The sequence below is a fragment of the Paenibacillus whitsoniae genome (assembly GCF_003955665.1).
Classification (GTDB): Bacteria; Bacillota; Bacilli; order Paenibacillales; family NBRC-103111; genus Paenibacillus_E; species Paenibacillus_E whitsoniae.
This window is the reverse complement of record NZ_RXHU01000034.1, coordinates 196,138-221,018: the sequence shown is the minus strand read 5'-3', so window position 1 is coordinate 221,018 and position 24,881 is coordinate 196,138. Positions and strand designations below refer to the sequence as shown.

Annotated in this window: 23 protein-coding genes; 17 read left to right on the top strand and 6 right to left on the bottom strand. The window is 53.8% G+C overall.

The features are described 5' to 3' along the window. Positions 1 to 156: 156 nt before the first annotated feature. Positions 157 to 738: a hypothetical protein gene (locus EJQ19_RS13375; protein WP_126141722.1), complete on the top strand. Its 582-nt coding sequence runs from the start codon at positions 157 to 159 to the stop codon at positions 736 to 738. Positions 739 to 788: 50 nt separating this feature from the next. Next, the gene (locus EJQ19_RS13370; protein WP_126141721.1) at positions 789 to 1,745 is read left to right on the top strand and encodes a 3'-5' exoribonuclease YhaM family protein; all 957 of its coding nucleotides are present in this window, start codon (positions 789 to 791) and stop codon (positions 1,743 to 1,745) included. A 327-nt stretch (positions 1,746 to 2,072) separates the two neighbouring features. Here EJQ19_RS13370 and EJQ19_RS13365 read toward each other — a convergent pair whose 3' ends face one another. Genes EJQ19_RS13365 through EJQ19_RS13350 form a run of 4 tightly spaced genes read right to left on the bottom strand, consistent with a single transcriptional unit; the run spans position 2,073 to position 6,697 of the window. Next, on the bottom strand, positions 2,073 to 2,765 hold the full coding sequence (locus EJQ19_RS13365) for an LrgB family protein (protein ID WP_126141720.1): 693 nt from the start codon (positions 2,763 to 2,765) through the stop codon (positions 2,073 to 2,075). Next, positions 2,762 to 3,217 (bottom strand): CidA/LrgA family protein, encoded by a 456-nt coding sequence (locus tag EJQ19_RS13360; protein ID WP_126141719.1) that lies wholly within the window; start codon positions 3,215 to 3,217, stop codon positions 2,762 to 2,764. The genes EJQ19_RS13365 and EJQ19_RS13360 overlap by 4 nt, the downstream gene beginning before the upstream one ends. A gap of 48 nt (positions 3,218 to 3,265) precedes the next feature. Further along, a complete protein-coding gene (locus EJQ19_RS13355) occupies positions 3,266 to 5,092 on the bottom strand; it encodes a cache domain-containing sensor histidine kinase (RefSeq protein WP_126141718.1) in 1,827 nt (608 codons plus the stop codon). 3 nt (positions 5,093 to 5,095) lie between these two features. Next, positions 5,096 to 6,697: a response regulator gene (locus tag EJQ19_RS13350; RefSeq protein ID WP_126141717.1), complete on the bottom strand. Its 1,602-nt coding sequence runs from the start codon at positions 6,695 to 6,697 to the stop codon at positions 5,096 to 5,098. 235 nt (positions 6,698 to 6,932) lie between these two features. Between EJQ19_RS13350 and EJQ19_RS13345 the strand changes: the two genes are divergently transcribed. From EJQ19_RS13345 to EJQ19_RS13320, 6 genes are all read left to right on the top strand, one after another. Next, positions 6,933 to 8,333 (top strand): ABC transporter substrate-binding protein, encoded by a 1,401-nt coding sequence (locus EJQ19_RS13345; RefSeq protein WP_126141716.1) that lies wholly within the window; start codon positions 6,933 to 6,935, stop codon positions 8,331 to 8,333. 78 nt (positions 8,334 to 8,411) lie between these two features. Next, positions 8,412 to 9,308 carry a carbohydrate ABC transporter permease gene (locus tag EJQ19_RS13340; protein WP_126141715.1) on the top strand — a complete coding sequence of 299 codons (897 nt, stop codon included), beginning with the start codon at positions 8,412 to 8,414 and terminating at the stop codon, positions 9,306 to 9,308. 11 nt (positions 9,309 to 9,319) lie between these two features. Beyond that, positions 9,320 to 10,150 carry a carbohydrate ABC transporter permease gene (locus EJQ19_RS13335; RefSeq protein ID WP_126141714.1) on the top strand — a complete coding sequence of 277 codons (831 nt, stop codon included), beginning with the start codon at positions 9,320 to 9,322 and terminating at the stop codon, positions 10,148 to 10,150. A 377-nt stretch (positions 10,151 to 10,527) separates the two neighbouring features. Beyond that, on the top strand, positions 10,528 to 11,445 hold the full coding sequence (locus tag EJQ19_RS13330) for a dihydrodipicolinate synthase family protein (protein WP_126141713.1): 918 nt from the start codon (positions 10,528 to 10,530) through the stop codon (positions 11,443 to 11,445). Positions 11,446 to 11,470: 25 nt separating this feature from the next. Beyond that, on the top strand, positions 11,471 to 12,151 hold the full coding sequence (locus EJQ19_RS13325) for an N-acetylmannosamine-6-phosphate 2-epimerase (protein ID WP_126141712.1): 681 nt from the start codon (positions 11,471 to 11,473) through the stop codon (positions 12,149 to 12,151). 13 nt (positions 12,152 to 12,164) lie between these two features. Continuing rightward, a complete protein-coding gene (locus tag EJQ19_RS13320; RefSeq protein ID WP_164716528.1) occupies positions 12,165 to 13,115 on the top strand; it encodes an ROK family protein in 951 nt (316 codons plus the stop codon). A 92-nt stretch (positions 13,116 to 13,207) separates the two neighbouring features. On the opposite strand, the gene EJQ19_RS13315 is transcribed toward EJQ19_RS13320, so the two are convergent. Continuing rightward, complete coding sequence (locus EJQ19_RS13315) at positions 13,208 to 13,732, bottom strand: hypothetical protein (RefSeq protein ID WP_126141710.1); 525 nt, start codon at positions 13,730 to 13,732, stop codon at positions 13,208 to 13,210. Positions 13,733 to 13,898: 166 nt separating this feature from the next. On the opposite strand from EJQ19_RS13315, the gene EJQ19_RS13310 reads away from it, so the two are divergent. Beyond that, complete coding sequence (locus EJQ19_RS13310) at positions 13,899 to 14,768, top strand: hypothetical protein (RefSeq protein WP_126141709.1); 870 nt, start codon at positions 13,899 to 13,901, stop codon at positions 14,766 to 14,768. A 107-nt stretch (positions 14,769 to 14,875) separates the two neighbouring features. Here EJQ19_RS13310 and EJQ19_RS13305 read toward each other — a convergent pair whose 3' ends face one another. After that, complete coding sequence (locus EJQ19_RS13305; RefSeq protein ID WP_126141708.1) at positions 14,876 to 15,337, bottom strand: Lrp/AsnC family transcriptional regulator; 462 nt, start codon at positions 15,335 to 15,337, stop codon at positions 14,876 to 14,878. A gap of 299 nt (positions 15,338 to 15,636) precedes the next feature. On the opposite strand from EJQ19_RS13305, the gene EJQ19_RS13300 reads away from it, so the two are divergent. The 8 genes from EJQ19_RS13300 (at position 15,637) to EJQ19_RS13265 (ending at position 24,666) form a co-directional block, all read left to right on the top strand. Further along, a complete protein-coding gene (locus EJQ19_RS13300; protein WP_241242886.1) occupies positions 15,637 to 16,965 on the top strand; it encodes an amidohydrolase family protein in 1,329 nt (442 codons plus the stop codon). Positions 16,966 to 17,004: 39 nt separating this feature from the next. Beyond that, the gene (locus EJQ19_RS13295) at positions 17,005 to 18,000 is read left to right on the top strand and encodes an aromatic ring-hydroxylating dioxygenase subunit alpha (protein WP_241242885.1); all 996 of its coding nucleotides are present in this window, start codon (positions 17,005 to 17,007) and stop codon (positions 17,998 to 18,000) included. A gap of 225 nt (positions 18,001 to 18,225) precedes the next feature. Continuing rightward, positions 18,226 to 19,311 carry an ABC transporter substrate-binding protein gene (locus tag EJQ19_RS13290; RefSeq protein WP_126141707.1) on the top strand — a complete coding sequence of 362 codons (1,086 nt, stop codon included), beginning with the start codon at positions 18,226 to 18,228 and terminating at the stop codon, positions 19,309 to 19,311. A 43-nt stretch (positions 19,312 to 19,354) separates the two neighbouring features. Beyond that, on the top strand, positions 19,355 to 20,746 hold the full coding sequence (locus EJQ19_RS13285) for an amidohydrolase family protein (protein WP_241242884.1): 1,392 nt from the start codon (positions 19,355 to 19,357) through the stop codon (positions 20,744 to 20,746). Between the two features lie 7 nt (positions 20,747 to 20,753). After that, on the top strand, positions 20,754 to 21,470 hold the full coding sequence (gene wrbA, locus EJQ19_RS13280; protein ID WP_126141706.1) for an NAD(P)H:quinone oxidoreductase: 717 nt from the start codon (positions 20,754 to 20,756) through the stop codon (positions 21,468 to 21,470). Between the two features lie 118 nt (positions 21,471 to 21,588). Then, positions 21,589 to 22,392, top strand: coding sequence for an ABC transporter ATP-binding protein (locus EJQ19_RS13275; RefSeq protein ID WP_241242883.1), 804 nt, complete (start codon positions 21,589 to 21,591; stop codon positions 22,390 to 22,392). Positions 22,393 to 22,411: 19 nt separating this feature from the next. Then, on the top strand, positions 22,412 to 23,749 hold the full coding sequence (locus tag EJQ19_RS13270; protein ID WP_126141704.1) for an FAD-binding oxidoreductase: 1,338 nt from the start codon (positions 22,412 to 22,414) through the stop codon (positions 23,747 to 23,749). Positions 23,750 to 23,850: 101 nt separating this feature from the next. Then, on the top strand, positions 23,851 to 24,666 hold the full coding sequence (locus EJQ19_RS13265; RefSeq protein ID WP_241242894.1) for an ABC transporter permease: 816 nt from the start codon (positions 23,851 to 23,853) through the stop codon (positions 24,664 to 24,666). Positions 24,667 to 24,881 lie beyond the last annotated feature (215 nt).

Below are 24,881 nucleotides of genomic sequence, written 5' to 3'. Positions count from 1 at the left end.
GGGGTGTTTGCTTATCGAAGACTGCCCAACGAATTGTTCCGAGTCGCTCATCCCGATGCTCGTCGTCGAAAATTATGGCCAGCCCACACCAATTCCTAACGCGGCAATAGGCTAAGTAGTAGTAAGCAATTGTGATGTTTAGGGAGCGGGTGAGCGATGAAAAAAGGAAAGACAGCCAAGGCAAAGCCGATCAGACAGCGCGCATTTGCAGTGCGGAAGCTGGCGAGGTGGATGCTGCCTTTTTACGAAAAAGTGGCTTGTGATGCAAGGTACGCTGTGCAATGGGCGAAAGCCGTGCGTGAAACGGACATCGCTGAGATGCAAAAACTGCTGCGCAAAGCGATCGGCCGCAGACCGATTTATGCGCTCGCTTCCAATAGTGTAGGCTATTTTATCGATATTCCACTGCCGAAGCCGCTGCTCGTCATCACGAATGGTACGACGATCCAGCCTGGGCTGACGCAGCGTACGTTTAATTCTGCTATCCATCGCGCGATCGCGAAATCGGTCATTCCCATGTACAGGGAAATTGCGGTGAATCCGGTTTACGCACAGGAGATTGTGGACGCGATTAACAGCAAGAACGAAGCACGTCTGCGTCAATTGGTACGGAGTACAGTACGCAGCCCTTATTTGACTTCGGTGCGAATTGACTTTTCGGGCATGTTTCTTGGATTCAAGTACCCTGGCAGCAAGTTTGTCTACTACAACGAGGTATTTCGGGAGTATGTGGTGTGATAGCGGCAAGACGTAGTATAATGTTCCTAATGAATGGTGGAGGAACTTAAATGACGTTAATTAAACAGCTGCAAGCGCCCGATGAATTTGTCGGGTTCTATCTCATCAAGGAATTGGAAATTAAGCAAACCAACACAACGCCGGCCAAAGATTTTCTGGACATTGTCCTCTGTGACGCCAGCGGCCAAATTCCCGCTAAGCTGTGGGATGCGAGCATCACCGACAAAGAGACGTTTTTCCCGATGACGCTGGTCAAGGTGCAGGGATTGGTGCAATTGTACCGCGAACGGCTCCAGATCAAAATCGGCAAAATCCGCAAAGCGACGCCTGAAGATGGCGTAAAGCTGACGGATTTTATTCGCTCGGCGCCGATCTCGCCGTATGACTTGATTCAAACGATTCATCGCGTGCTGGATAGCATCGAGAACCCGACAATTCGCAACATCGTCTCGTTCTGCGTTGTGAAGGTCGGCGATAAGCTGGAGCACTCCCCGGCGGCCAAATCGCACCATCACGCCTACTATGCGGGACTCGCTTATCATATCGTCAGAATGCTGGAAATCGGCGAGTTTATTTGCGGGCAGCGGCCGTTTTTGAACCCGGATTTGATCAAAGCGGGCATTATTCTTCATGATATTGCCAAGCCGGATGAGATGGTCGCCCAGCTCGGCATCGTCTCGGATTACAGCGTGCAGGGCAAGCTGCTCGGGCACATTTCCATGGTATCGAGTTGGATTACCGAAGCCGCCATCTATCACGGCATTGACCTGCAGTCAGATGTCGTGATCGGCCTTCAGCACATCGTGCTGTCCCATCACAACTTGCCGGAGTGGGGAAGCCCGGTGCTGCCGCAGCTGCCGGAGGCCGTCGCGCTCCATTACATCGACTCGATGGACGCGAAGCTGCAGATGGTGGAGGACGCACTGCTGACGACGCCGGAATCCGAGCCGTGGACGCCGATGATTCGCGGACTTGAGAATAAAGCGGTGTATCGCTTGAAGCTGTAGCGCGGAAAAATAGAAAACCAGCCTTTGTGTCCGTTGGGACGCGGGGGCTGGTTTTTTGTTGGCGAAGATAAGCTGCCGGTACGCACGCTCGCTGCAGTTGGTTACCTGCAAAACTACATCAAATTCGCTCAAAGCTCCTCCAAATTGAAGGAGTACCTGCAAAACCTACAGTTAATTTCGGTGGAAATCCGGATTTTGGGCTGATTGTAAGTAAATCGGCAGATTTACATGTACAATTTACAGTAACTGAAGGCCTATTCCAATTTTGGCGTTTAATTAATTGTACAAAATGCAGGTACTGGGCGGCCGGAGTCTGTAATTTTGCGGCTACCCCAACCATAAATAAATCGGAATAAACAAAATCGACGTCATAATCCCCGCTGCGCCCATCGCGAAGCCGCTCATGCTGCCCTCCGTCTCGGAATCCTTGAGCAGCCGTGCGGTGCCGATGCCGTGCGCAGCGGTTCCGACGGCGATGCCGATGGAGAGGGCGTCGCCGCAGCCCATCGCCTGCAGCAGGCGTCGGCCGATCATACTGCCCCAGAGGCCGGTCAGCACCGTGAGCACGGCGGTCAGCTCCGGCAGGCCGCCGAGATGGCGGGAGATTTCCAGCGCGATTGGCGAGGAGACTGACTTCGGCAGCAGGCTGAGCAAAATCTCGCGGCTGCCGCCGAGCAGCCCGACGAGGGCGGCGCTGCACAAGATACTCGTCAGGGACCCAAGGGTCACTGAGACGAGGATCGCAACCACATTTCGCTTAATCAAAGCGAAATGTTTATACAGCGGCACGCCGAGCGCGACGGTCGCCGGTCCGAGCAGCAGCGTCAGCACGTCCCCGCCGACCTTGTAGGCGGAATAGGGGATGCGGAAGCTGAGGAGCACAGCGATGATGAAGCAGGAGCAGACAAAGAGCGGGTGCAAAAACCGCCACCGCCGATGAATCGCCTGCGCCGCCGTATAGGTGAGGACGCTCAGCGCGAGGCCGAACATCGGGTTCGTGAGCCAAGATGATGCGCTCATGACATCCCTCCGTCCAGCGGAGTAGTTCTGCCCGCAGTAGTACTGCGCATTTCTCCGTCCAGCGTCTGCACCAGCTCATCCCGCCGACCGCGCTTCCCGCCAGTCCCTGCGCCCGTATCCGCACCGCGCTGCAGCTTCGAAGTCACGAAGCCTGTGACGATCAGAACAAGCGCCGTGCTGCCGATGACGCCGGCACCGATGGACAGCCAGTTTGCACCGATCAACGGGAAAAACGCCATCGTGCCGACTACGAACGGCAGGAAGAACAGCATCATATGCCCGGTGAACCAGTTCGCCGTCTGTTCCACCCATTCGAGCTTGATCAGCTTCGTAAATAATGCAATCGTAAACAAGATTAATCCAATGACATTCCCAGGCAGCGGAATGTGCAGGCTTGTCTGCAACCCGATGCCGATCAAATTAAAAGCAAGTAAAATCGCGAGTCCCAGCATGTGCTCTCCTTTGTAGGGTAGGCCCTGATCTCATTAATCTCTGTTTCTTCATTGTAGCGTACTTTGCGCCGTCGCGGGGATCCTAATCTTGACAGTTGTCCCTTCGCCAAGGACACTTTCGATCTCAAGGCCGTACGCCTCGCCAAAATAGAACACGATGCGGTCATGCACGTTTTTCATGCCGATATGCGTCTCATCCAGCGTATCGCTAGGCTGCGACAGCCGCGCGCGCAGCTGTTGCAACCTAGCGGCGTCCATGCCGACGCCGTTATCCCGGACGAGCAGCAGCAGATCGTCACCGTCGCGAAGCGACACGACTTCGAGCAGCCCCGGCTCGCTGCTGCGCTCCAGGCCGTGCACGAAGGCGTTCTCGATAAGCGGCTGCAAGGAGAAATGCAGCACGCGCAGCTCTTCCGTGCCTTCGGCCAACTGCTCGCGGTAAGCGATTTTCTCGCCGAAGCGCATCTGCTGGATTTTGACATACAGCCGGGTGTGGATCAGTTCTTCCTGCAGCATGACGGTTTCTTTGCCCGTCTGGATATGAATGCGAAACAGCCGGCCGAGAATGCCGACCATTTCCCCGACGTCCCGCTGCCCGCCAAGAATGGCCTTCATCTGGATCGTTTCCAGCACATTGGCGAGAAAATGTGGATTGATCTGGCTTTTCAGCGCGCCGAACTGCGCGACTTTCTGCTGCGCCTTCGCCATCGAGGAGCGCTCGATGTAGTTTTGCAGATCCCCCATCATCTTGCGGATGCCTTGATAGAGCACGCCGAATTCGTCCTGCCGGTCCGAGGAAATGTCGACGTCGAAGTTGCCGAGACCGACCATTTTGACTTTGCGGCTTAACAAAATAATAGGCTTGGTCACCCTGGCCGAGAGGATGAACATAAATAAAATCGCGGTGCCTAGCGACAAAATCGCCAGCGCCAAAATGATTTTGATCAAAACCTCCGCCTGCTTCGTCATCTCCTTCTCGGAAATCGATTGAATCACTTTCCAGCCGGAGTAGGGCGACGTGACGAAATTGACATAAGCATTCGCGCCGTTAAACCAAGCGTAGAAGCTGCCCGTCTCCTGCGCCAGCACGGCTTCCAGCTTCGGCGCCTCAAGTCCAATCGGCGATGCCTCCCCACCTGCAGCGCTCTCGGAGTTGTAAATGCTCCCCCCATGGCTGTCGACAATCGTAAAGCTGCGCTTACTCGTCTCCGACAGCTTCAAAATCTCACGCAGCGAATCGAGCCGAATGTCGATCAGCATCACGCCGAGCGGCTGCTTGCTGCCGACTTTATTGATCACCCGCGCGATGGAAATGACGGGCGCCTTGGCGTTCACGCGGTGAAACGGCTTATGCGTGCCGAACAGCACGATGCCGCCCTTGCTTTGCTGGGTCTGGATGTACCAGTCCTCCTGCGTAAAATCCTTCACATCATAATCGGCCCGATTAAAATTCGCCGAATAGAACACGCGCGAGCCCGCGTAGATTTGTACGCTGTCCACGTTTTTGATCGTCATTTCAATCGAACTGACGAACTGTTCAATCGTCGTGCTGTAGGGCAGCAGACGATCGCCCGGACTATCCTCCGCGCCTGCGACCCAATGCTCCAGCGCGCTTTGCAGGCCGCCATCCATTTGGGCGGTGAGCGTCGCTTTTTCGATCGATTGCAGGTACTGGTCGATATTGAACGACAGATTGTTCAGGATCAGGCTGGAGCTGCTTTGGTATTCATTTTTCACTGCCTGGATGGAGAAGAAATAAATGATTACCGAGATGATCAGGAGCGGTACGGTTATAATGAGAATCATGAGCACAAAAATCTGCCGATTGACATGCTTCAGGCGAAAAGGCTGTGTAAGCAGGCGTGAGAGGTTCACGGGTCACCACCCCCACTTTTTTCGGAAATCGGTCGGTGTCTTCCCGGTGATCGCGCGGAACGTTTTCACAAAATGCTTGTAGCTCTTGTACCCGCACATCGTACAGACATCCGTCACGAGATAGTCCGGCTGCTTGAGGCACTCCATCGCATACCCGATGCGAATTTCGGTGACGAAGCGCATGTAATTTTTATTCAACCGACGTTTAAAAATACGGCTCAAATAAGACGGGTTATAGAAAAAGCGGTCGGCGACCATTTGCAGCGTGATGTCCTGGTCGATATGCGCCTTAATATACGCTTCGATATGTTCAAAAATCTGCGTATCAAGCGGCTGCGCGGACGAGTTGTTGGCTTGGTAGACAGCGCTTACATGAACCATCCAAGCAGCCAGCCAATCGAAAAGCCCTTCCAGCGTCGCAAAATCGTCCACGCACGTCAGCTTGAGCAGCTTCTCGCTGTAGATGCCCTCCACAGGAATAGCGTGGAGATGGGCAAATCGGATCGCGACGGCGATGATTTCCTGCACGTAGGCGAAGCCCTGGTCCATCGTGGCCTGAGCCAGCTGATCCCGCAGCTCCTGGGCAAGCCGCTGCATCAGTGTCTGCAAGCACTCTGGCTGCCCGCCTTGCATCGCGTCGAGGAGCCGTTGCCGATCTTCGTTCGCGAGGAGCAGCCGACCCGATGGGACTGCACTCTGCTCGCTTCCCGCCAGGAACAGCCGCCGCTCCGGGTGGCAGAAGCGCCGGTACAGCAGGCTGTCGGCGTCGTGCAGCGCCTGTGGAAGGGAAGCGGCGCCGGTTGCCGGCTGCCCGCAGGCGACAAACCAGCCAGCAGGCAGCGTCAGATCCCGAGCGGCGTCGCCGGACATCTGCGCCCCCGCATCTAACACGGCGACGGCATAAGCTTTCCGGCCATCCGCATAGAGAAGGACGCGGCTGGCAGCAGTCGGGCCTGCGCCGTATAGTGCCGCCAGCGCAGTCTCCGTCAGCTTGTCCGCTTCCTCGCGAAACCATTTCCGCGAGAACGACGCGCCATCCGCCGGCAGCCACGTAAGTGCGAATGGCTGAAACTGCACGGGCCGTTCGTCTAACCCGCCAAGCAGTTCCTGCAAGCCCATTTCCCATACGGCGATCTCCTCGTCCAGTAGTGCCTTGACCATCGAATGGCCTAAGCCTGTATTCGCTTGCCGGACAAGCTGTTCGCGCTCCTCGCGCGCTTGGCGCCGCGTATTCAATGTCCCAATCGCGTTCATCAAGGTCGCCAAGCTTTCCTCATACTCAAGCGGCTTAAGTAAGAAATCGTGTACCCCTCCAAGGCGAATTGCCCGCTGGGCATAGTCAAAATCGTTAAACCCGGTCAAAATAATAAAAAGGGTATCGGGAAGCGCTGAGCGAAGCTTTTCCAGCATCTGCAGCCCGTCCATCTCCGGCATGCGAATGTCGGTGATAATGAGATCCGGGCGCTCGCGCAGCGCCGTTTGCAGGCCGATTCCACCATTGTCCGCATCCAGGATCCGGGTTACGCCAAGCGCTTGCCAGTCAAAATAATGCTGCAGCCCGGTACGAATCAGCGGTTCGTCCTCCACGATGAGCAGTGTAAACATGCCGTTCCCCCTTGTCGCAAACGTGTCTATTTTTGTGTAAAGCCATTATATCACTAAAAAGAAGGGAAGAGGCGGAACCCATGGACGTCTACAACAACAGGTCAGAATACGACCATAAAGGTCAAAACACGGGGATTCTCCGCAGCCTCCTCAATCGCTTATGCTAGTTTCATGAACGAGTCGAAAGCGGATTCAAGCCCGAATTCGTTCTGCCAAATATGATGGGGGTGCTTCAATGAAAACGATGAAAAAAGGTCTTATGACGCTGATCGGTCTCGCGCTGGTCGGGTCGCAGCTCGCTGCTTGCTCCAACGCTTCAACGAATACGTCAAGCCCTGCGCCATCCGCTCCAGCAACCACGACCGGGACAGCCGCAACCACGGTGCCGTCGAAGCCGGTTGAAATCACGTGGTGGAATTTCCCCAACTTTCAGCCGTTGGACGGCGAAGTGGGGAAATACGAGAAACAGATTATCGCTGCGTTTAACAAGAAATATCCAGAGATTAAAGTTAACCTCGAGATGATTACGTTTGAAGGCGGCCCGCAAAAGCTGAATGTGGCCATCGCCTCTAACTCCGCGCCGGATGTCATTTATGATGCGCCGGGCCGGATTATCGACTGGGGCAAAAAGAAACTGCTTGCGCCGCTGAACGATATGGTCTCGGACGAAGTGAAGAAAGACATTACGCCGGCGATCTGGAAGCAATCCATGGTTGGCGATCAGATCTACATGTATCCGATCAATACGGCGCCGTTCATGATGGCGGTTAATAAAACGGTGTTCGAGAAAATCGGCGCACTCGACCTTCTACCATTGAATCGCCCTGACCGGACGTGGACGGTGGCCGAATACGAGAAAGCACTTAAAGCGGTGAAAGAGAAGGCTCCGGACGTGATTCCGTCCGCGTTCTTCGCGAAAAGCTCCGCAGGCGACCAAGGCACCCGGGCTTACTTGGCGAACATGGGCGTTTCCCGCTTCCTCAGCGAAGACAACTCCAAAGTGGCCATCAACACGGACAATGCGGCGAAAGCGCTGGATTGGGTCGTGCAAGCGACGAAAGACAAGCTGAGCGTGGCAGGTCCTGCTTCCTTGGCGGCGGCGGACGTGAACGATCTGTTCCTGCAAGGCAAGCTGGCGTTTACCCTCAACTACTCGGCTGTACTTAAAGCGCAAAACGTACCGCTGAAAAAGACGCAATTCGAGGACATCCTGCTGCCATTCCCGACGATGGATGGTTCGAAACCGAAGCTGGAGCCGTACCTTGGCGGCATGGCGATCTTCAACAATGGCAACGCGGATAAAATTGCGGCATCCAAGAAGCTGATCGACTTCATTGCCAATGACCCGGAATATGGGAAGAAAAATCTGATTCAAACCGGCGGCTTGTCTGCCCGTACGTCGGTAACAGGTCTGTACAATGATCCTGAGTATAAGTACGCGGAAGCGGCGCGTGAATTTATTACGGATGCGCCAACGATTGCCGATGGCTATGCCGAAATCCGCACGTTCTGGTTCCCAGAGCTGCAGCGTGCGCTGACAGGCGGGGCAACCGGCAAGGAAGCGCTCGACACCTTTGCGGCGAAAGCGAACGAAGCCATCGCCAAAGCGAAAAAAGAACAGGCAGCAGCCAAATAACCACCCATGTTCCGCACGGAGTAGAGTGCTGAGGTGCTCTACTCTTCTTACTACATCACGAAAGAGGAGGGGAAGAAGATGGAGGCAGCGGCCCGTAAAACCCGAAGCTTCATACGCCGCGATTGGCTGATGAGTTATCTTTTTTTACTGCCAGCGCTTGGATTCTTTCTGCTTTTTGTCGCATATCCGATGCTGAAGGGCATCTATATCAGCTTTTTTGACTACTCGCTGCGCACGTTTTCCTTTGTGGGCCTCGACAACTATACCGCGCTGATTCATAACACGACGTTTCTCAAATCGATGCGCAATACGTTGCTTTTGGTCGTGATTACCGTCCCGATCGTCATCCTGTTTTCCATTTTTGTAGCGGTTTCGATTTATCGTAAAAAAGAATGGGCGCGCTCCTTTTTCCGCGGCGTCTTCTATTTGCCGGCCGTCTCGTCCGTCGTCAGCATCACGGTCGTCTGGGGCTGGATCTATCATCCCAACTACGGAATCCTCAACTATTTGGGAAGCTTGGTCGGGCTAGAGCCGGTCTCCTGGCTTGGCGACCAGCGGACTGCCTTGCTTGCGATTATTGCCGTGCTGATTACGACGTCTGTCGGGCAGCCGATCATTTTATATGTAGCTTCGCTTGGCAACATTCCGACCTCCTACCGAGAAGCGGCAGAGATTGACCGTGCGACGCCATGGCAAATTTTTATCAAAATCACCTGGCCGATGCTGATGCCGACGAACCTGTACATTATCGTCATTACGACGATTAACACGTTCCAGTGTTTTGCGCTGATCCAGCTCCTGACATCCGGCGGGCCGGTCTACAGCACATCGACGGTCATGTATGGCGTGTACGAGCAGGCGTTTATGCTTGGGCATTTTGGCAGCGCATCGGCGATGGGCGTCGTTCTGGCGATTATTATCGGAATTATTTCACTCATTCAATTCAAATTTTTTGGCAGCGATGTTGAGTACTAGGAGGGGGCAGCATGAAACGAAGCGCCGGGCATCGACTGTTTAACGGCTTGTCTACGCTGTTGTTGATTGGATCGACGTTGTTTTTTATATTTCCGTTTTACTGGATTGTGACCGGGGCATTTAAAATTCAAACTGTAGCGACGCAAATTCCGCCGGAATGGTTCCCGATCAAGCCGACGCTGCAGAACTGGTCGGACCTGTTTAAAAATCCGGTGTGGCGCTGGACGTTCAACTCCTTCTTCATCGCGCTCATGGAAATGATCGCGGTATGTCTGGTTTCCGCATCGGCGGGGTACGTGCTGGCGAAGAAGAGATTTCCCGGTCGTGCGATGATCTTCACCCTGTTCATCGCCGCCATGGCGCTGCCGAAGCAGGTCATTCTGGTGCCGCTGTTCACGATGCTCACCGATTTCGGCTGGGTGAATACGTACCGGGGGTTGATTTTGCCGGCGATCGGTTGGCCATTTGGCGTATTTCTAATGAAGCAATTTGCGCAGACGATTCCGGGAGAGCTGATAGAGGCGGCCAAAATCGACGGCTGCTCCGAGGTCCGGCTGTTCTCGACGATCATCATACCGCTGCTGAAGCCTGCGCTGGGCGCGCTTGCGATTTTCACCTTCATCGCGTCGTGGAACGATTATTTCTCGCAGCTAATTATGACGCGGTCCACCCCCATGATGACCTTGCCGCTTGGCATTGCGACGATGCAGGGAGAATTTACGACGAACTACGGCATTATGATGGCGGGAGCAGCGTTAGCCTCTGTGCCGATGATTGCGATTTTTCTAACGTTCCAGAAGGCGTTTACGCAAGGGATTACGATGGGTGCGGTGAAGGGGTAGGGGGTGAGTTTGAGTCGCATCTCCTTCTTCCCAGAGAATTGGCTCCTACACTACCTGATGATCCCATCAGCGCGACTTCACGTGCCGCTTGGCGTGTCCATGTAATGGAAAACCTCCAGCTCATTTTGCCTGTATACGGCTTCGATGTGAGCTGAACTGGAAAAGCTCCAGTTTATTTCAGTCGTTTTTGAAGAAAGGCCGCTGAATGGGCGAATATACTGGAGGAAATCCAGTTCATTACCCCGGTTTAGGCGAAAATGCAAAAATGTTCGGGAGAAATTCCAGTTCAGTTGAGGAACGGCGGTAGGTGGGCGGTGCAAGGTAGCTTTTATACGTAGACTTATAAGTATTTCCAATAAAATCGGAGGTTTTACGAGATGACAACCTATGATATAGCTCGATTTAAAGGCATTACCGTCGCTTTCTATGCGGTTTACAACGAACAGGGGGCCATCAATACCGAGGCGATTCGACGCTTGGCGCGCTATTATGCGCAGTCTGGTGTCCAAGGTCTTTATGTTGGCGGCAGCTCGGGCGAAGGGATGTTGCAGTCGGTGGAAGAGCGGAAGCTTGTGCTGGAAGCGGTTATGGCGGAAGTCGGCAGCGAGCTGACGGTCATTGCCCATGTTGGTGCACCGGCAACGCAGGACAGCGTGGCGCTGGCGATCCATGCGGCAGCAGTTGGCGCCCATGCGGTTTCTGCGGTGCCGGCGATTTATTACCGGCTGTCCCCGCAAAGCGTTGAAGCGCATTGGCAGGCGATTATCGACGCGACAAACTTGCCGTTCATCATTTATCACATCCCTCAGACGACGGGTTTTCACCTGTCAACGAGTCTCCTGACAAAGATGGCGGAGCAGGATAAAGTGATCGGCGTCAAAATTTCTGCCGAAAGCACCTTCGAGCTGCAGCAGTTCAAGGCGGCGGGCGGTCCGGATTTTCTCGTGCTGAACGGCCCGGACGAGCAGTATTTGGCTGGACGCAGCATCGGCGCGGATGGAGGGATCGGCGGCACATATGGCGTGATGCCGGAGCTTTTTCTGAAAATCGAGAAGTGCTACCAGCAAGGCAACATGGCGGAAGCACAAAAGTGGCAGTTCCTCGTGAACGAATGCATCGTAGACTTGCTCTCCTTCCCATCGCTTTACGGGGCATGCAAGGCAATTCTGAAGCTGCGTGGCTATGACATCGGAGGGCCTAGATTACCGTTGTTGCCTGTAACCGACAATGATGCGGAACGGATCGAAGCTTTGAACCGCAAAATCGAGGATTTGATTGCATTAGCAACGGAATAAGGCAGAGAGGCAGGAGGAGAGCGGGATGAAGCTGAATGGATTGTTTCCACAGCAAGGGCTGATCGTATCGTGTCAGGCGCTCGATCATGAGCCACTGCACGGCGGCGATACGATGGCGAAAATGGCAAGAGCGGCCGTGCAATCGGGGGCGATCGGCATTCGCACGAACGGCGCAGCGGATATTGTGCGCATCAAGAAAGAGGTGGATGTACCCGTCATCGGCCTCATCAAAAGAGACATCCCCGGCAGCGCCGTATTTATTACGCCGACGCTAACAGAAGTGCAGGCGATCGTTACAGCCGGCGCAGATATCGTGGCCCTCGATATCACGGATCGGGAAGGGCGGCTCGACACCGTGAAGCCCTTAATTGTCTATGCGCATGAGCGTGGCGTCGCCGTCATGGCGGATATTTCGACGCTGGAGGAAGGGCTGGCGGCGGAAGCGCTCGGCGTGGACTTTATCGGCACGACGTTGTCGGGGTATACGCCGTATAGTGTGCAGCAGGAGGCGCCTGATTTTGAACTGGTGCGGGGGCTGGCGGATCGCGTCCAGGTGCCGGTTGTCGCCGAAGGGCGGATCTGGACGCCGGAAGATGCGGCTCAAGCACTGGACAGCGGAGCTTCTTATGTCGTCGTCGGCAGCGCGATCACACGGCCGCAGCTCATTACGGCGAGGTATGTTGAGGCGCTGAAGCGTTATGGGTAAAGGAGGGGGCGGGATGTATCGCTTAGAACCGGATGCTCCGTACGCCGTCGGCGTTGATGTCGGAGGTACGAAGATCAACGCGGGCATCGTGGATGAACGCGGCGAGGTGCTGCACACCGTGAGCGTGCCGACGCTGGCCGGCAGCGCAAGGACGGAGGATCGCATTGTCCTTGCGATCCGAGAAGTGCTCGGCGGCGCGAGCGGTTCGCTGCCTCCGCTGGCGCTGCGCGGCATCGGCGTTGGCACCGCCGGCCAAATTGATTGGGCGGAGGGCGCGGTGCGCTCCGCCTCGGATTTGCTCCCCGGCTATGCCGGGACGCCTCTGCGCCGATTGCTGGAGGCGCAGTTCCCGCTGCCGGTGCGCGTGGACAACGACGTCAACGTGCTCGCGTTGACGGAGAAGCGCCTCGGCGCTGCGCGAGGCGTCAACGACTTCATCTGCCTCGCGTTGGGCACCGGCGTCGGCGGCGCGCTCGTGACGGGCGGCCGCCTCGTGCACGGCGCCTGGGGCGGTGCCGGCGAGCTCGGCCACCTCGCCGTCGACTTGCACGGCCCTCCCTGCCTCTGCGGCGGGAGGGGGTGCCTGGAGCAGTACGCCTCGGGCACTTCGATTGCGAGGCGGATGCGTGAGAGGCTTGCCGCGGAAGGGCAAGCGGATGCACTTATTGACGCGCGGGAAGTATTCGCGCGTTGGCACGCCGGCGAGCCGCTCGCGGCGGCGCTCATGCAGGAGTCGATGGCTGCGCTTGGCGCGGCCATCGCTTCGCTCATTCACATGTGGAATCCACAAGTGGTCGTGATCGGCGGCGGCGTCGCGGAAGCCGGTGAACACTTCTTCGCCGAGCTGCGGGCGGAGGCGGAGCGCCGCACGATGCCGGCGATGTGGGCCGGCGTGCGGATTGAGCCGGCTTATCGCGGTAATTGGGGTGGCATGATAGGCGCAGCCTTGCAGCTATGGGAATAGAATAACCTCGGTGTCATCGGAAGTGCGGAAGCCTTCGCGAATGATGCCGAGGTTTTTTGGATAAGGTACAATGTCGTAACACCTGATTAAAATCATCTTGCTTTTTGGCGGCGGGAGAATTGCAGCTCATACGGATCGTCTTTTTCCTTGACCTCATGACTGATCGAGCCTTCTTGCCACATTTGATACAAATATAACAGTAGAGCAATACTAATCATGATGAAGAAGACCTGCCAATGGGTGATATGCTCAAATCGGTAAAACCCGGCCCGTTCGAACAAGGGATCCATTCCAAATTGAAACATCCCGTCGATCACCAAATTGGTCAGCAGAAAGAGCCAAAACTTATGATAAGTGAGTTTGAAAATCCAAAGCGTTCCAATTAAAAAGAAGCCATAAACATAGGCAGTGTTGGTAATATACCCCCATGGAACAATGATCGCCTTATCGAAGATGGTCCACCATCGGAACGCATGCGCGATTTCAAACACGATAGTCACGAGGAGTGCCCCAATAATAGCAACTGGCATAAATCTGCGGATGGATGCCGGCTTCATGATAAATAACGATAGCCACGGAATAATTAGCATCCCCCACATCAAAGCATGGGTATTCATGGAAATCCCTCCTATAGACGTTTCTCTAAGTATCCAACTTTTGCAAGAAGATTATACGTCTAGATGAGTAACACACAAAGGCGTCTTTACACATGCCCTCTCTGAATATTTGTTCCGTAGAAGTTGAAATAATAATGGGAACGATTCCATCATGTAGGGGGCTGACGTGAGCACGAATTCATATTGGTACCTAGGACTAAGCTTTATTTGTATTGTTTTGTTGGTCATCGTATTTTATAAAAAACGAAGCGTCCACACCTATATGCAGTTTTTTATTGGCGTTGAGATCTTATATCTCATAGAAGCCGTCATTTATATATTCAACGGGAGCTACGAGTACCGCCCGAACATGCTTTGCAATCGTTATTACGACAGCCATCTAGGAGCAATAACGTCTAATTTAATCTCGGTACCAACACTTGCTCTGATCCTTTCGGTATTTCAACTTAGCTGGTTCTGGATCGTCGTGTTTATCGCTCTGCTAGCAGGGATAGAGTGGCTTTTCGTTGAGCTGCATATCTACATTCAATATTGGTGGCGGACTGCATATACCTCATTGGGTCTCCTGGTATACTTCCCGTTGATAAAAAAGATATATCCCTGGATGAGCAAGGATCGAAAAGGCGTCTCACGCGCTTTCTTGCTTTTTTTAGGTTTGGGCCCTTTTTCAGGAACCGCCCAGTTCTTGCCTTTTATGTTATTCTATAGCAGAGTGTACCGGCCTGGATGGTTTAGTGATCCTGCATATGACACCAGTGCTTTTGGTATCGTTTACTATCTATTCGTTGTATTCATTACCACCTTACTGCTTGTGGCCTGTTGGAAATATCGATGGATAAAATATGTCTGTCTAGAAACCATACTCATCATTCTTACCGTACTTTTGAAGCGAAGTGGAATCTTGATAAGTCAGTTATGGTGGGACGTTTACTTGTATCTGTTGTATCCTTTGGTAATTCTGTATATTGGAGAGTTTTTTTACAAGCATTTATCAAGGGGAGAACCAACGGATGTAACAAGGCTCAGCGAATATTAGCGAAAAATAGCACCCGTCCAGGATTTTTCCCCTTGGTTGCCACCGTAATCGAAGATGGAACGAAGAAGCCCTGTTTGGCTGATGCCCAGCAGGGCAATTTTAGTCCCCTACAACTCCAACCCCGTCCCCTGTTTAAATCGCTTAATCACCATTTGGGTATTCACCCGCACAACGCCATCCAACTTGTAGATATTCTGATACAAAAACTGCTCCAATGCCGCCTCGTCACGCAGCAAGGCGTGCATATGCAGCGAACTCATGCCGGTCATCTGGTAAATGCTGACCACATTGGGGTCTTCGGCGAGTGTGTTGCCGACGGCCTCCGCATGGCGAGGCTCGACTTCCACTTCAAAAAAAGCGCTCACCACTTTGCCCAGCTTCGTCGCATTCAACCGAATCGTGAAATTTTCGATGATGCCGTCCTCGATGAGGTTTTCAACACGCTTCTGTATTGCAACCCGTGATAGGTTCAGTATTTCACCGATTCTCGCATAGGAGATGCGGCTGTTCTCATGCAATCGTTTGATGATCTCTTGATCAATCGGATCGAGATGATGTAAATCTAACATGAATATCACTCCTTATGTTAATAAGACGCTTGGATACGCAATAGCAACTCATCCTTCTTGAAATTATATTGTTAATATAACATAGAGTTTAAATGAATGAAACGTAATTATAATGAAAAAATAGATTAACAAAAGTGTTGACGCTTGATAAACATGAATTTATAATCATGTTAAATTACATGACACAAAATTTGAACACCTGACTTTGCGTTAGTTTATATTACACAGAAGAGGTGATCCCTATATCCACGAAACTCATTTACAATGGCACCGTCCTGACTATGAATGCCGCTAACGAGATGTTTAAACCAGGCTATGTCTACATGGAGCACGACACGATTCTCGAAGTCGGCGAGTGGACCGGGAGCGACAGACAGGAACAGTTGCTCCGGGAAGCCGTTAACTCCTACGACGTCTCAGGCAAAGTCGTCATCCCCGGCATCATCAACGGGCATACGCACCTTTTCCAGACGTTCATGCGCGGCGTTTCGGATCATTCTCCGCTTGCGCAGTGGCTGCGGGAAATTATTTGGCCGATGAGCCTGGCGATGGAGCCGGAGGACTTCTATCTGGCAGCACTAATCGGGTGCATCGAGAATTTGAAGTCCGGCGCGACGTACATCATGGATCACCACTACATTCACACGTTCCCGGAAAATGACGCCAGCGTGCTGCAAGCCATGGTCGATTCGGGCATTCGCGGGCATTTGGCCCGTGGGGGATCGGATATGGCCGGCGAGGTTCGTCTCCGTGAAACGGAAGAACAGATTTTCTGCGCGACCGACCGACTGCTCGATGAGTGGGAAGGCGCTGCGCAGGGCCGTATCCGTATTGCCCTCGGGCCGCTCAATTTGTATGGCTGCTCGCGGGGTTATCTGGAAAAGGCGGCAGTATTCAGCCGGGACCGCGGGCTGATCTCACACGTTCACGTCGCCGAGACGAGTGAGCAGATCGAGAATACGATGGCGCGTTACGGCCGGCGCAACCTGGAGCTGCTGGACGATGTCGGCTTGCTCGGTGAGCAGACCCAGGTTGTGCACGGCGTATGGCTCGACGACGGTGAGCTGGAGCTGATTCGGGACAAAGGAGCCTCGGTCATGCACTGTCCCGTCTCGAATATGTACCTCGCTTCGGGCGTAGCGCGCGTCCCGGAAATGCTGCGCATGGGCATCAATGTCGCCCTGGGCACGGACGGTCCCGGCTCCAACAATTGCCAGGACAACTTGGAAGTGCTCAAATTCACGGCGTGCCTGCACAAGGTGAATGAGCTGGACGCGACGCTGCTGCCGCCGATGGAGGTGCTCCGGATGGCGACGGTGAACGGCGCCAAAGCAGTTGGGCGCAGCCAGGACCTTGGCACCCTGGAGCCGGGGAAAAAAGCGGACCTCGTGACTGTCGATATGATGAAGGCACATATCAGCCCTGTTCATAGAGCTTCTTCGGCGCTCGTCTATAATGCGAACGGCAACGATGTCGATCTTGTGATCGTCGGCGGGCAAGTGGTCGTGGAACACGGCAAAAGCACGTGGATCGACGAGCAAGACGTTTTGCGCCGGGCGCAGGCGCGCGTGGACGCCCTCCGCAGCAAGCTGGCGGGGACTTATCCGATTTTTGCAAACCACGATTAAAATGGCAGCACCAACTTTCATTCATGGAGGATGATGAAGATGGCATTAGAAAGATTGCACGATCCTGTTTTGGAGAACGATTGGCATGCGGTTTATTTGGCTTCAGAGCTGAAGGATCAGCCGGCAGGAGTCATTATTTTAGGCGAGCGCGTGGCGATCTACCGTTCAAGTAAGGGTGTTCATGCGATGCAGGATTTATGCGTTCATCGTGGGGCGATGCTGTCCCGAGGCTGGGTGAAGAACGATATTCTTGTGTGTCCGTATCACGGCTGGCAGTACGATTCTTCCGGTCAATGTGTTTGTATTCCTGCACAACCGCAAGGGGAGCGCATTCCACCTAGAGCTAAAGCTATGACGTACGCCTGCGAGGAGAAATACGGCTTTATCTGGGTATGCCTTGGGGAGCCGAGTGGGCCGATTCCGCATTTTGAGGAGTTCGCGAACCCCGAGTATCACCCGATTCCATGCGGACCGTACAAGGTGCAAGCAGCGGGGACGCGCGTGATCGAGAACTTTACGGATTTTGCCCACCTCATGTTCGTGCATCAGGATTTGCTGGGGCATCCCGACTATGCGGAACTGCCGGATTATGAGGTAATAAAGGAAGCAGACCGGATTTATATTGAAAATATTCCGATTTTTCAACCTGTGGCACACTCTGGCTCAGATAAAAAAGAAGGTACGACGTACGTCTACCGCAAGGAGATTTACCGTCCCCTTTCAGGACGGCTGACGAAAGCGGACCCGAGCAACGGGCAGGCGCTGTGGATTATGCTGACGGTGCTCCCGGTTGCGGCTGAGGAGTGCGTCGTGTTCATGCTCGTATCGCGCAATTATGCCTATGACGTGGACGATGCGAACTTCAAACATTTTCAGGATATTGTGTTTGATCAGGATGCCAAAGTGATTGAAACGCAAAAGCCGGAGCTGCTGCCACTGGATTTGCAAGTGGAGTTAAATCACCGCGTCGATCGCTTCTCCATCGCATATCGCAGGTACTTGAGGGAGCTTGGTGTCGTAGTGGGTACGATCTAAACGCATTGGGTAATATTCGGATTTTTATTGAATTGTAAAGAGTAAAGACCGAACAATCATGGAAAAACTATAAAAAGACGATCGTTTATTGTGTGAAAATACAAAACGTCAGCCTCTTCGTTGACGATGGCAGGTTTGCAAACGTATATTTGACTCAAGGTTAAACGGCCTTATAGAGGATGTTCAAGATCGTAGAGAAAACCACAATCGGAGGGGAAGTTTAAGATGAAACGATTCCAAGATTCCCAAGCATTTGGCGTGAAACGCCCGGCAGTTGTCTCTCTCAGTGTGCTTATGATTTCAGGTCTTCTGGCCGCATGCGGCAGCTCCACGACTTCCTCTTCGCCGGCCCCATCGGCGGCAGCACCGTCTGCAGCAGCGGGAGCTTCACCGGCAGCTTCGACGGCTCCGGCGGCCAAAACACCGGTTGCAGCGACAACGGTGCTGAACTGGTTCGCCGAACCGGAGCACGGCGGCAACTTTGCGGCTCTGGCCAAAGGCTTTTACAAGGATGCAGGCTTTGACATGACGCTCATGCCGGGTGGCCCGCAAGTATCCGCCACACAGATCGTGGCGTCGGGTAAAGCGCAGTTCGGGATGGCGAACGGCGACGATATTTTGGTGGCGAGACAGGAAGGCATTCCGATCGTAGCGATTGCGACGTCGATGCAGAAGAGCCCCCAAGCGCTGATCTACCATAAGGATTCCGGCATCAAGGACTTCTCCGACCTTCATGGCAAAAAAGTCTATGTCGCCTCGACCGCAAGCTTCTGGCAGTTTATGAAGAAGAAATACAAGCTGGATGATGCGCAGGAGCTTAAATACACAGGTCAACTGGTCAACTTCGTGAATGACAAGTCGTCCCTGACCCAAGGCTACGTTACTTCCGAGCCGTTCACACTGGATCAACAAAAAGTCGAATACGGTGTCCTCCTGAACGCGGATTCCGGTTACAACATTTACGCCGGCGTGTACTTCACGACCGAGAAAATGATTCAAGAACACCCGGATCAAGTCAAAGCGTTCGTGGAAGCGACCGTGAAGGGTTGGGATTATTACAAAGATCATGCCGAAGAAATTAACCCGGCTATTCAACAAAAGAACCCTGACATGGGACTGGATATGATGAAATACAGCTCTACGAAAGAAATGGACTTCGTCTTCGGCGGTGATGCCGCAACGAAAGGTACGGGCATCATGACGAAAGAGCGCTGGGAAGAAGTGCAAAAGCAGTTGGTCGACGTAGGCGTCCTCAAAACGGCAGAGCCGATCGACAAAGTGTTCACAACACAGTTCTTGCCTAAAAAATAAAGACTGAAAATTACGACATTTTACCACTTGGGAGGTGGCGGCATTGGCTTCTGTAACTTCGATGACCAACATCAATTTCTGTAACGTACGATTGCCCCTATATAATGAAGAGAAATTTTATCGTCTCTCCATTCGGGATGGGGAGTGGACGCTTATTGAACAGCAGGAAGCCCATGCTGCCGGCCTACAGGGTAGTACAAAGCTGGAAGCGTGGACGCCGGAGATGCATGGCGGGGTTGACGGAGTGCCGACGATTGATCTGGAGGGGCGCATGATGCTCCCCGGGTTGGTCGACGCACATATGCATTTGGATAAATCGTTTTCCTTGACCACGGTGGAAAATCAAAGCGGCACGCTCGAAGAAGCCGTTCGCAACTATTCGCAGGCGGCTCCGACCTTCTCCAAGGAGGAGATTAAGGCCCGCATCATTCGCTCGGCTCTTCAAGCGCTGTCCTTCGGCACGACGCACATCCGCACGCATCTCGATTTCAACTTGAAGCACTCGCGGGATGTCGCGATCCGTACGGTGGAAGCGGCACTTGAGGCCAAAGAAGCGCTAGCGCCATACATCAGCTTGCAGCTGTTTCCGATGTGCCCGCTCAACTTTAGGTCGCTGGACACAGAAGCCATCCACGAAGCGCTCCGCATGGGCGTGGACGGGATTGGCGGGGCACCGCATCTGTCTGAGACCCCGCAAGCGGATATTGATTGGATTTTTAATCTGGCGGAAAAATATGACGTGCCGATCGATCTCCACTGTGACGAAACCGACAATCCGGCGATGAAAACAGCGCTCTATGTCGCGCAGCGAACGATCCAAACCGGCTATCAGGGCCGAGTTGCCGTTGATCACTTGTGCGCGCTTGCTTCAATGACAGATGCGGAAGCTTCGTCCGTTATCGAAAGCATGGCCGAAGCGAAGCTCAAAGCGGTATCCTTGCCGGCTGTGAATCTGTATCTGCAAGGCAGACACGATTCGTTTCCGGTGCGGCGCGGGGTGACGCGTCTCAAGCAAATCTGGGAAGCAGGTATTCCCATTGCGGTCGCTTCGGACAATATTCACGATCCTTTCCACCCTTTCGGGCGAGGGGATTTGTTACAAATTGCTTTGATTGGCTCCTATGCGGCGCATATGGGCAGACCTGCCGATCTTCGCACGCTGCTGCGTATGATTACGGAAGCGCCTGCGAAGGTGCTTGGCTTGCCGCAATACGGCATACAAGAGGGCGTTCCCGCCAGCTTTGTTATTTTGGATGGTACGACAGTAGAAGAGCTGTTCACGCTGCTTCCCGATCGGAGATGGGTGTACAACCAAGGCCGATTCGTGCGAACGCCGGGAAGCAAAGCTGAATGGCGGCATGAGGCGCTGACGCACTATTGGCAAGCCTCGGCAGAGCAAGTTTCTTTTACAAAGAAAGCAGCCGTGAAAGGGTGAACGGGAAATGGCGAACCTGTTGGTGCTTTACTACAGCGCTTTTGGTCATGTGTTTCAAATGGCTCAGGCCGTAGCGGACGGTGCGAGCCAATCCGGCGCCCATGAAGTGCGCATGGTTCGCATTCCGGAGCTGTTGGCGGCAGGCAACCGTGTTGTGAAACCGGATGGAGCGCGCACCGAGAACCGTGAAGCCGACGAGGGCGCAGCGCTTTCCAAACAATTTCGTTTGACCGATCGTTATACCAAATATGAAGCGACCCTTGCGCTGCAGCAGGAGATCCCGATCGCGACGAATGACGATTTGCGTTGGTCGGATGGTGTGTTGCTGGGCTTTCCGACCTACTATGGGACAATGCCTGCGCAAGTCAAGCTATTCCTCGAAATGGCTGGCGATCTGTGCATCGAAGGCGCATTGGAAGGCAAGCCGGTCGGCTTGTTCAATTCTACGGCATCCATTCATACCGGACATGAGGCATCGCTTCTGACAGCCATGGTACCGTTATTTCATTTCGGCATGATCTTTGTTGGACTTCCTTACTCCGAGAATCCGGAGTATTTAACGGCTGACGCCATCGGCTGCTCGCCTTATGGCGCCTCGACGCTGGCAGGGCCGGACAGCTCGCTGTCCCCCGATCCCAGAGAGCTGTTGATGGCGGCACGGTTGGGCGAACGCGTGGCGGATGTGGCGGAAGCGCTGAGGCAGTTCCATTTTAGCAAAAAATAAGCCTTTCCGACTTCGAATGCAGAAGAACTGTTCGATCCCCGGCGCTTTGCCGCTCGTGGACAGTCTCTTTCTCAATAAAGCTCTTTAAGTCAATTTTATCGTTTAGGAGATGACGAACATGTCGAAGAATGCCCCATTGCTTGCTGTGTCCAGCCCGATTGCAACACCTTCAACCTTTGTCAGCATGGCGAATCTTTCGAAAACGTATCCTAACGGCACAATCGCCTTGCAGGATGTGAATTTGAACATTCAGGAAGGCGAGTTTCTTTGCTTCGTAGGCCCTTCAGGCTGCGGGAAATCGACGATTTTTAAAATCATGACCGGTCTCTCCAAGCCGAGCAAAGGCACACTCGACGTCTTCGGCACGACGCCGAAGGAAGCGCGCAAGCAGAGTGACATCGCGTTTGTGTTCCAGGATCACACCTTGCTGCCGTGGTCGACGGTAGAATCGAACGTCAAACTTCCGCTCGAGCTGCGCGGAGTCGATAAGAAAATGCAGCAAGCTGAAGCAGAGCGCGTGCTCGAGCTAGTGGGACTGAAAGATTACATGAAAGTGCTGCCCCGGGAGCTTTCCGGCGGCATGAAGATGCGCGTGTCGATTGCGCGCGCTCTGATCTCACGGCCGAAGCTGCTGCTCATGGATGAGCCGTTCGGCGCCCTCGATGAAATTACTCGCCAAACGCTGCAATTGGAGCTGCTGAACATTTGGCAGCAGGACAAATCGATGACGGTGCTGTTTATCACCCACAACGTGTTTGAGTCCGTCTTCCTATCGACCAGCGTCATGGTTATGACCCCCCGCCCCGGCAAAATTGCCGCCAGAGTGGAAATTCCGGTGCCGTTCCCACGGGACGAAACGTTCCGCACGACGACGCAGTTCAACGATCTGGTACGAGAAGTGAACGACGCCTTAGAGCATTAAAAGGAGAGGTGAACCCGCAATGTCCACACAAACGACTTGGCTGCATGAAATCGAAGATCAGTTTGGTTCAGACATCGTCGCAATCGATTCCGATATAAGGGAAAAGCTGTCCAAAGATTATTACTGGTATTCACCGGTGCTGAACCGGTTACTGCAAGGGGTGAAGGCTGCTGATGCAGTCGTTCTTCCGAGGACGGAAGCGGAAGTGGCCGAAGTGCTGGCCTTCGGCTACGCTCACCGCATTCCGGTGACCGTGCGCGGTGCCGGAACCGGCAACTACGGGCAGGCGGTCCCGCTGCAAGGCGGCATTCTGATGGATCTCAGCCGAATGGATGAGATTATCGAGATTGGCCCCGGCTATGCCCGCTTGCAATGCGGCGTCAAGCTCGGCGTCATCGATCGGAAAGCGCGTGAAGTCGGGCAGGAGCTGCGCATATACCCCAGCACGTACGTGAAAGCGACGGTCGGCGGATTCGTCAGCGGCGGATCCGGCGGGATCGGGTCGATCACCTACGGAAATCTATGGGATGGCAATGTGCTGGAAGCTGTCATTTATACGATGGAGGAGGAGCCGCAGCGCCTCGTGATTCAAGGCGGTGAACTCTTCAACTATATTCATAATTACGGTACGACAGGAATTATGACCGAAGTAACCATTCCGCTGGCTCCGCGCACCGAATGGACGCAGGCGATTGCCCAGTTTCCGACTTTCGAGCGCTCGATGCGCTTTGGGGAAGCGTTGGCCCGGGACGAGCGCATTCTGAAAAGGCTGGTCGCACCGATGGAATGGCCGATTCCTTCGTACTTCATCCCTTTTGCCAAAGTGATTCAGGAGGGACAGGCGGCGGTCATGCTGGAGTTTGCCGAGGAAACGCTCGCTTTGGTGGAAGAACACGCGCAGGCTTTTGGCGGAAGCTTGGGACATATTATAGAAGCAAAGAATTACCGCAAAACGATTGGCGTCTCCGACTTCACCTGGAACCATACGACATTGTGGGCGATGAAAACCGATGAGACGATGACCTATTTGCAGGCGGGCTTCCAGATCGATCGGTACCTGGAGCAGATCGAACTGCTGAAAGCGGAGTATGGCGATGAATTGTTTCTGCATTTTGAATGGGTGCGCAGCGGTGGTGCGGTGACGCCGACAGCGTTGCCGGTCGTGAAGTTTACGACAGAGGAACGATTGTACGAGATCATCGGATTCTGCGAATCCATCGGTGTCCGTATTTTTGATCCGCATACGTGGGTGCTCGATCAGGGCGGGCGCGGCGAAGTCGGTAGTATGGAACGCAAGAAGCGGGTGAACGACCCGAGAGGTCTGCTGAATCCGGGCAAAATTATTTGTGAATTGTAAAGCGAAGGGAGACAAGTGCTATGGCTGTTGACTCTAATTACTTGCAAATGTTACCTGATGAAATCTTTCCTGCACGCGAGCGTGTGGCCTGGACCAAGCGCATGGAGGATGGGGTCTCGCCTGGCCGTCGATTCCTTCTGCTCTTGAGGCAGCTTGTGCCGCCGTTGGTTGCATTTATCGTCTTTATCGGCGGTTGGGAATTGCTATGTGCGTTGACCCATGCACCGGCGTACCTCGTTCCCAAGCCATCCGACATCGTGAAAGCCGCTTATGAAAATAGAGCCGGGCTCTGGGTGTCGGTGCGGACGACCACCTTTGAAGCTGTACTTGGCTTCGTGCTCAGCATCATCCTCGGCATTGCCGGCGCGATCATGCTCGCCAGCTCCAAATGGATCGAGAAGGCCGTCTATCCGTACGCCATCATTTTACAAACGATCCCGATCGTTGCTGTCGCTCCGCTTATCGTGATCTGGTTTGATGCAGGCATGAACGCCATTGTCATTATTACGTTCCTGATCGGCTTCTTCCCGATGCTGTCCAACACCTTGATCGGGCTCAACTCTACGGATCAGAACATGAGCAACCTGTTCTACCTCTACAATGCGAGCGGCTTCCAGACGATGCTCAAGCTGCGCATTCCCGCAGCCTTGCCGTACATCGTCGCCGGCCTCAAAATCTCCTGCACGCTCTCCGTTGTCGGCGCGATCGTGGGTGAATACATCGCCGGCATCGGCGGCGGCCAAGGCGGGCTCGGCTACGCCATCACGTACGCGGCCGCTCGCCTCAAAACGCCGTACCTGTTCGCCTGCGGCTTATCCGCCTCGGTGCTCGGCATCATCTTCTTCCTGCTCGTGAATGCCTTTGCGAAATGGCTGCTCAGCTCCTGGCATGAGTCAGAGATGAAGAAGGAGAGTTAGGGACAAGGAAGCTAAAAAGAAGATAAAGGACAATCGAACGAAAGTTCCGATTTGTCCTTTTTTTTTCATTATTTCTCAATGCCATGGCATTGCTAGTTTTAGAGGAGATTTTAAGTTTGAAGATCATCGTATCCAATGTTATGATTAAACTAGGAAATATTATCCAGTCAATAGCAGCCCGTTCTAGGAAAAGAGAGTTTAAGAGAAGTGCTTCC